Source organism: Mycobacterium sp. NPDC003449, from assembly GCF_053588415.1.
Window position 1 is genome coordinate 22,802 of record NZ_JBSFPX010000085.1, and the last position, 6,427, is coordinate 29,228.

The window sequence follows — 6,427 nt, forward strand, 5'->3', positions numbered from 1 at the left end:
TCAGCCGACCAGGCGGCTGAGCACCGACCGGTAGGCGCCCCGACGCTCGGGGGCCACCGACGGCGCGAACGTCATGACCACGTTCGCGATCTGATAGGCGCCGGGCGTGACACCGGCATGGAGTTCGGCCCGCCCGGTGTTGGGGAACGTGATCACCGAGACGGTATCGGTCTCGATATCGGCGGTGCAGCCGATGCCCTGGCACTGCCGTTCGGTGACCTCACGCGGGTTGGGCACCGGCAGTCCGGCATCGGCGATGGCCTTGACGAGATGCTCTGCGGTGTACGGGTTCAGAATCGGCGCCGAGGCCGCGGATGCCGTCGGAGCGGGCGTGGCGGACCCGTCACGGTCCCCACATCCCACGACCGATATCGCCAGGACGGCGAAAATGCCGACTGCGGCGGGTATCCGACAAATCCGGACGATACTCATGGGGTCACCTCTCCCTGGCCGCGCCCGGTCGCCGGATGCAGCCGGCCGATCACGGACTCGTAGGTGATCCAGCCGACGAGCTCGGCTCCATCGGCGGCTGTCACCGGGAGGCCGGTGGCGCCGCGGCCCGACAGTGCGGCCAGGATGTCCTCGGACTCCGCATCGATATCGATGGTAGGCGTCTGGCACACCAGGTTCGCGACGGTGTCGGGCGGCCGGGGCTCGCCGAGCGCTGCGGTGAGGTCCCCGGCCGATATACAGCCCCGGTAGCCGCCGTCCGCCGCGAGGATGGGCAACAATCCACCCCGCGCGGACGCGAACGCGGCCGCGGCGGTATCCATGGTTGCGTTCTCCGACAGGGGTTCCGGTGCGGGCTCGGCGATCTGCGCGGCTGTGAACGCCGGACCGGGCGGCACCTCGAGGTCGACGCCGCGGCGCCACAGTTTCGCGGTGTAGATCGTCTCCCTCGACAGCAGTCGCCCGGTGCCTGCGGCGATCGCCACCGCGGCCATCAACGGCAGGATGATCGAATACTCACCGGTCAGTTCGAACAGGATGATCACGGCGGTGATCGGGGCCCTGGTGGCCCCGCCCAACGCCGCGGCCATCCCGATCAGCCCGTACGCGCCTGCCGATTCGGTCGCGGTGGGCAGCAGGCCGTGCACGACGGTGCCGAATGCGGTGCCCGCCATGGCGCCGACGAACAAGGTCGGGGCGAACACACCGCCGGACCCACCGATTCCTATGGTCAGGCTGGCCGCGAACATCTTGCCGACCATCAGCAACAGCAACATTCCGATCAGATAACGACCCTCGACCGCGTTCTCGAGTACCGGATAGCCGACGCCGTACATCTGGGGCAACGCGATCAGGAGCGCGCCAAGTAGGATTCCCCCGACCGCGGGGCGGGCCCACTCGGGACCGCGCCAGGCCCAGTCGCAGACGTCCTCGACGAGATAGAGCACCTTCGAGAACGCCACGCCGATGAGCCCGACCAGCGCTCCCAGCGCGATGTACAGCAGGTACTCCATCGGTCCGCGGACCGCGAACGTCGGAAGATCCAGGAACGGCTCGTCACCGAGCAGTGCCCGACCCACCACGGCGGCGGTGACGCTCGAGAGGACCACGGCGCCAAACGATTCGGCGGCGAAGTCGCGCAGGATCAATTCCATCGCGAAGAACGGCCCGGCCAGCGGGGTGTTGAAGGTCGCCGAAATTCCGCCCGCCGCACCACAGGCCACCAACAGCCGGACCCGCGTGACGTCCAGCCGCAGCAACTGCGCGACGGTCGAACCGGCCGCCGATCCGATCTGCACGATCGGACCCTCACGCCCGACCGATCCACCCCCGCCGATGCACAGCGCCGAGGCCAACGCCTTCACCAGCGTCACCCGCGGCGCGATCCGGCCGCCGCGGCGGCCGACCGCGAACATCACCTCGGGAACGCCGTGCCCGCGCGCCTCGGGGGCGAATCGATGGACGACGGGTCCGTAGATCGCCCCGGCAACCACCGGAGCCAACAGCAGAAACCAGAGGCCCAACCCGGGCCAGTGGGCGCTGTCCACCCGCCCAAGGTCGGAGTAGTCGTCGTATCCGGTGAACATCCGGGTGAACGTGGTGATCAGCCAGCGGAATGCCACCGCACCGAGGCCGGTGACCGCGCCGACCACAATCGCCAACGGGACCAGTGCCGACGAACCCCCTCGCAACCAGCGCAGGATCAGGGGCCATGGTGACGCGAGCCTGGGGTTACCGCGAGTCAGCACTGTTGCAGTATGCAATAATTGCAGTAGCGTTTAACTATCGGGGTCGGCATCGCCCCTGAAGGGACGGCAATCGTGAAGATCATCAAGGACGTCCACCCGCCAAAGGGTTTGAGCAGACTGCTGTACCGGGCGCCGATTCAGCTGTACCGGATCGGGCTGGGCCGGCTGTTCGGCAACCGAATCATGGTGCTGCACCACATCGGGCGGGTGACGGGCAAGGAACGCGAGGTGGTACTCGAAGTCGTCGACCACGACCGCGAAACCGGCAGCTTCGTCGTCGCCTCCGGGTGGGGACCCAAGGCGGCGTGGTACCGCAACGTGCTGCACACCCCGGACGTCACGATCCAGGTCGGCGGGCACACGCTACCGGTCACCGCAACGCCGCTCGACCAGGACGAGGGCGCCGACATCTTCGGCAGGTACGCGACGGAGCACCGGCTACTCGCCAAATATCTGCTACCCCGCCTGATGGGCTTCTCGGTCGACGGGTCGGAGGCCGATTTCCGGGCCGCGGGTCAGCGAATCCCGTTCGTGCGGTTCGTGAAACGCTAGTCCGGAATGTCGGCCGCGACCGGCACCACCACGGCGAACAGGTCGGCCATCGCGGCGAGGCTCGCCGACTGCATGGCGAGCGCGGGCACCGCGGCACCGTCCGGGCCGGCCAGCGTCCGGGTCGCGGTCGCGGCGGCCACCACGGTGGGCGCGTAGCCGAGGTTGAAGGCTCCCCGCGCGGTGGAGTTGACGCACATATGTGTCATGAAGCCGGCCAGCACCAGGTTCGACGCGTTCTTCTCCTGCAACCGCTGCTGAAGATCGGTCTGCACGAACGAGTTCGGGTAGCTCTTCACCACCACCGGCTCACCGGCGCGGGGGGCCACCGCGTCGACGATCGCGCCGCTCTCCCCGTCGATGTCATACGGCGATCCGGGACCGCCGGAGTGCTGGATGTGGATGATCGGGATACCCGCGGAGCGGGCCCGGTCCAGCAGCCCGGCCGTCTCGTCGAGGGCGGCCCGCACTCCTTCGAGTTCCATGACGCCCTGGGTATAGGTGTTCTGGCAGTCGATCAGCACCAGGGCGGACTCGGCAAGCCGGACCGGAGCGGCGGGCAGACCGTTGAGTTCGCGCAATGTAGGACGGGTCACGTGAGCCAGCCTACTGGTCCGGGGCGGCCGGCGACCAGGCTTCGCCGAATTCGACGTAACCGTCGCGAAAAGCCATCTCTGGCAACGGTTTCGTCGAACTCGCGGATGCTAACGGGTGACGGCCAGGACCTGCTCGGCCAGTTCGGGCCTGCACACCACCAGATCGGGCAGCCGGGGATCGGTCGAGTTGTAACGCAACCGGGATCCGTCGATGCGCGAGGTGTGCAGGCCGGCCGCCCGCGCCACCGCGACCGGCGCCGCCGAATCCCATTCGTACTGGCCGCCGGCGTGCACGTACACGTCGGCGACGCCACGGATCACCGCCGCGACCTTCGCACCGGCCGAACCCATTTCGACGAGCGTGCCGTCGAGGGCCTCCCGCACGGCCAGCGCCACCGCAGGCGGGCGGGTGCGTGAGACGACGATCCGGGGCGGGCCGTCGAAGGCGCGCGGCGCGGCCACCTCGGGGGTGGACAGCGTGGTGTTCTGGGCGGGCAGGGCGACCGCACCAGCGGCCAGCTCGCCCGCTTGCCACAGCGCGACGTGCACCGCCCAGTCGTCGCGGCCGAGTTCGGAGAACTCCCTGGTGCCGTCCAGCGGGTCGACGATCCAGACCCGCTCGGCGCTCAGCCGTGCCAGGTCGGCCCTGTCCTCGTCCGAGCCCTCCTCGGACAGGACCGCGTCGCCGGGTCGCTGCTCCGACAGCTGTTCCATCAGGAAATCGTGGGACTGCTTGTCCCCCGCGGCTTTACGTTCTTCGACGGTGACGTCGGCGAAATCGGCGCGGACGTCGAGCAGCAGGTCACCGGCCCGGGTGGCCAGGCGGGCGGCCAGTTCGTGGTCGTTCATCGCCGACCATCCAACAGGTCGATGACCTGTTGCGCCAGCTCGTCGACGTCGCGGTCGGGCACCAGCCGCAGATCGGGATCCTTGGGCCGCTGATACGGGCTGTCGATACCGGTGAAGTGGGTGATCTCGCCCGCGCGGGCTTTCTTGTAGAGCCCCTTGGGATCCCGCCGCTCGCAGTCCTCCAGCGGGGTGTCGCAGAACACCTCGAAGAAGTCGAAGCCCTGGTCGGCGTGCACGCTGCGGGCCAGGTCGCGATGCTCGGTCAGCGGACTGATCGCCGGGACCAGCACCGTCAGACCGGAATCGGCCATCAGCGTGGCGATATGGGCCAGCCGGCGCAGGTTCTCGGCCCGGTCGGCCATCGAGAAGCCGAGATCGGCGTTGAGCCCGTGGCGCAGGTTGTCGCCGTCGAGAACGTAGGCCGGGCAACCCCGTTCGAGCAGCTGCTGCTCGACCCGCATCGCCACCGACGACTTGCCCGAACCCGACAGCCCGGTGAACCAGACCGTGCGCCCCTTCGACAGCCGGTCCTCGGCGCACACCAGCGAATGGTGCCGGGCCGTGTTCGGGCTGGCGGTCCGATTGGCCACCGGCGTGGTGTCGCGCACCATGCCCGCGGCGACCGTGCCGTTGGTGTCGGGGTCGATCAGGATGAACGATCCGGTCGCGCCGATGCGGGAGTACTCGTCGAGGGCCAGCGGCTGCTGGGTGCGCAGCGTGATCCGGCCGAGTTCGTTGAGCTTGAGCGCGGTGGCCGACTTGTCCCGGTGCAGCGTGTTGACGTCGAGACGGTAATCCAGTTCGGCCACCCGCGCCCTTGTGGTCCTGGTGGTGTGTTTGACCAGGTATTCCCGGCCCGGCTCCAGCGCCGAACCGTCGGCCATCCAACAGATCATGGCGTCGAACTCGCTCGACACGTGCGGCTGATTGTTGACCCGGGCCAGGACGTCACCGCGCGAGACGTCGACATCGTCGGCCAGGTGCACCGACACCGCCATCGGCGGGAACGCCTCGGCGACCGGGCCGGTCGGCGAGTCGATCGCGGTGACCGTGGTGGTCTTGCCGCTGGGCAGCACGACGACCTCATCGCCCACCCGCATCACACCGCTGGCCACCGTGCCGGCATAGCTGCGGTGATCGGCATGGTCGTGGGTCTGCGGGCGGATCACGTACTGAACCGGGAACCGGACGTCGACCAGGTTGCGGTCACCGGCCACGTAGACGTCTTCGAGATGGCTCAGCAGTGCCGGCCCGTCATACCAGGGAGTCTTGTCGGACTTGCTGACCACGTTGTCGCCGAGCAGCGCCGACATCGGGATGGTGGTGACGTCGTGGATGTCCAGGCGGGCGGCGAACGCGTGGAACTCATCGCGGATGTCGTTGAACTTCTGCTGATCCCAGTCGATCAGGTCCATCTTGTTGACCGCGAGCACGACGTGCTGCACACCGAGCAACGAGGCCAGGAACGCATGCCGCCGGGACTGCTCCAGCAGCCCGTGGCGCGCATCGACCAGCACGATCGCCAGATGCGCGGTCGACGTACCGGTCACCATGTTGCGGGTGTACTGGATGTGCCCCGGCGTGTCGGCGATGATGAATTTCCGCTTGGCCGTGGCGAAATAGCGGTAGGCGACGTCGATCGTGATGCCCTGCTCACGCTCCGAGCGCAGACCGTCGGTGACCAGGGCCAGGTCGGTGTAGTCGTGGCCGCGTTCCTTGGAGGTGCGCTCGACGGCGGCCAGCTGATCCTCCATGACCGCCTTGGAGTCGAACAGCAGCCGCCCGATCAGGGTCGACTTACCGTCGTCGACCGAGCCGGCGGTGGCAATGCGTAGCAGAGTCGCCATGTCTATTTCCCCCGTCGCTTCGCTCGCCCCATATCTATTTCCCCCGTCGCTTCGCTCGCCCCATCAGAAGTACCCTTCGCGCTTGCGGTCTTCCATCCCGGCCTCCGAGATGCGGTCGTCGGCCCGGGTCGCGCCCCGTTCGGTCAACCGCGACACCGCGGTCTCGGCGATGATGTCCTCGACCGTCGACGCGGTGGACTCGACGCAGCCGGTGCAGGTGACATCGCCGACGGTGCGGAACCGCACGCTCGTCTCGAACACCTCCTCGCCGTCGCGGGGCGCCATGAACGGGTGCACCGCCAGCAGCATCCCGTCGCGGGAGAACACCGGCCTACGTCGGCGCCGAGGACATCAGCCTGCCGGCGATCTACTACGCGCACCGCAGGCC

The 6,427-nt window shown here is 68.4% G+C and carries 6 protein-coding genes and 1 pseudogene; 1 reads left to right on the forward strand and 6 read right to left on the reverse strand.

Features of this window, described 5'->3' with window-relative positions; genetic code table 11:
• Positions 1-432, reverse strand: coding sequence for a hypothetical protein (locus ACWDTP_RS20990; protein ID WP_450023236.1), 432 nt, complete (start codon positions 430-432; stop codon positions 1-3).
• On the reverse strand, positions 429-2,198 hold the full coding sequence (locus ACWDTP_RS20995) for a chloride channel protein (RefSeq protein ID WP_450023238.1): 1,770 nt from the start codon (positions 2,196-2,198) through the stop codon (positions 429-431). Before ACWDTP_RS20995 ends, ACWDTP_RS20990 begins: the two co-directional genes overlap by 4 nt.
• A gap of 72 nt (positions 2,199-2,270) precedes the next feature.
• On the opposite strand from ACWDTP_RS20995, the gene ACWDTP_RS21000 reads away from it, so the two are divergent.
• Entirely contained in the window at positions 2,271-2,750 is a 480-nt protein-coding gene (locus tag ACWDTP_RS21000) for a nitroreductase family deazaflavin-dependent oxidoreductase (RefSeq protein ID WP_450023240.1), read from the forward strand.
• Here ACWDTP_RS21000 and ACWDTP_RS21005 read toward each other — a convergent pair.
• From ACWDTP_RS21005 to ACWDTP_RS21020, 4 genes and pseudogenes are all read right to left on the reverse strand, one after another.
• Positions 2,747-3,343 carry a cysteine hydrolase family protein gene (locus ACWDTP_RS21005; RefSeq protein ID WP_450023242.1) on the reverse strand — a complete coding sequence of 199 codons (597 nt, stop codon included), beginning with the start codon at positions 3,341-3,343 and terminating at the stop codon, positions 2,747-2,749. The genes ACWDTP_RS21000 and ACWDTP_RS21005 overlap by 4 nt on opposite strands.
• A gap of 108 nt (positions 3,344-3,451) precedes the next feature.
• Positions 3,452-4,192 carry a 3'(2'),5'-bisphosphate nucleotidase CysQ gene (locus tag ACWDTP_RS21010; protein ID WP_450023244.1) on the reverse strand — a complete coding sequence of 247 codons (741 nt, stop codon included), beginning with the start codon at positions 4,190-4,192 and terminating at the stop codon, positions 3,452-3,454.
• The gene (gene cysC, locus ACWDTP_RS21015) at positions 4,189-6,039 is read right to left on the reverse strand and encodes an adenylyl-sulfate kinase (RefSeq protein WP_450023246.1); all 1,851 of its coding nucleotides are present in this window, start codon (positions 6,037-6,039) and stop codon (positions 4,189-4,191) included. The genes ACWDTP_RS21010 and cysC overlap by 4 nt, the downstream gene beginning before the upstream one ends.
• A 63-nt stretch (positions 6,040-6,102) precedes the next feature.
• Positions 6,103-6,375: pseudogene (locus tag ACWDTP_RS21020) on the reverse strand (sulfate adenylyltransferase subunit CysD); the annotation flags it as partial.
• Positions 6,376-6,427: the final 52 nt, after the last annotated feature.